This is a genomic window from Nocardioides sp. (genome assembly GCF_024509035.1).
Taxonomy (GTDB): domain Bacteria; phylum Actinomycetota; class Actinomycetes; order Propionibacteriales; family Nocardioidaceae; genus Nocardioides.
The window spans coordinates 656-1,826 of the sequence record NZ_JANINT010000366.1 but is presented as its reverse complement, the minus strand read 5'-3'; the positions used below and the strand labels follow the sequence as shown (position 1 = coordinate 1,826).

The 1,171-nt window shown below is 73.8% G+C and carries 1 protein-coding gene; it reads right to left on the bottom strand.

The window, feature by feature from the left end:
* Positions 1–37 precede the first annotated feature (37 nt).
* Positions 38–1,171 (bottom strand): methyltransferase domain-containing protein (locus Q0L15_RS21390; protein WP_296606778.1); only part of this gene is annotated, 1,134 nt, incomplete at its 5' end.

Below are 1,171 nucleotides of genomic sequence, written 5' to 3'. Positions count from 1 at the left end.
CATGCGGGTCCAGAACTCGGTGTGCCTCACGGGTGCCTCACGGGTTCTTCGTGCCCTTCCTCGCGGTGACGTCCAGCCAGGTCTGCTCACCCACGGTGCCCAGATACCGCTCGACGGACTCCACCTCCCAGCCGGCCTCCTGGACGACTGCCGCCAGCGGCTCAGCGCGCCAGAACGTGAACCGCCGCGGGCCGGCGACGTGGCCGTGGGTCGACCACTGCTCGCCGTCGCCCTCCTTGAGGCTGAACCGCAGCAGGCCGCCGGGCCTGGTCGCGTCGGCCAGCCGGCGCAGCACGACCGGCAGGTCGCGGCGGTCCACGTGCAGCAGACAGGCGTTGGCCCAGACGCCGTCGTACGGCGTGTCCGGGCGCTGCGGGTCCGCCAGGTCGTCGGTCAGGGGGTCGAGGACGTCGGCGTCGTCGCCGTCGGCGCGCATCAGCTCGACGAACCCCGGCGAGACGTCGGTGCGCCGCACGCTCAGCCCGGCCCCCTCGAGGGCACGGGCGTCGCGGCCGCCGCCGCTGCCGATCTCCAGGATCCGGGCGCCGGGACCGACCGCCGCGGCGAACTCCACGATCCGCTCCTCGACGGTCTCCCGCGCCGTGCCGTCGCGGAACGCTGCCGCCGAGGCGTCGTACGACTCGACGGTCGCGCGGGCCGCCGCTGCGCGGACGTCCCAGGCGTGGTGGACGAGGTCGTGCAGGTGGTAGAGCCCGAGGCTCTCGACGGAGAACTCGCTGCCGTTGCTGCGGAACCCGCGCCGGCTCCACGCATCGGGCGGCACCGACTCGTAGCGCTCGGCGGCCGCATCGGCGGCGTCCAGCAGCTCGACGGCCACGGTGGCCGGGTCCTGCTCGGCGTACCGCTCCTCGAGCGCGGTCTCGTCCTGGTCCCAGTTCGGGAACGTCGGCTCGTCCTCCTCGACCATCAGCCGGACCCGCTCGTCGAAGATCCGGTTCACGTCCCGGACGTGGCAGGCGTACTCCAGGGGCGACCAGGTGGCGGGGTCCGGGCGGGTCGCGGCGTCGGCGAGGGTGAGCACCGCCTCCCACATGGTCGCGTCGTCGCGGATGATGCCGGGGATCCGGTCGACCGTGACGACCGAGGCGTCGTACCCGCACTCGGGACAGGGCCGCTCGAGCACCCACGTCCAGTCCTTGGTGTCCGGCAC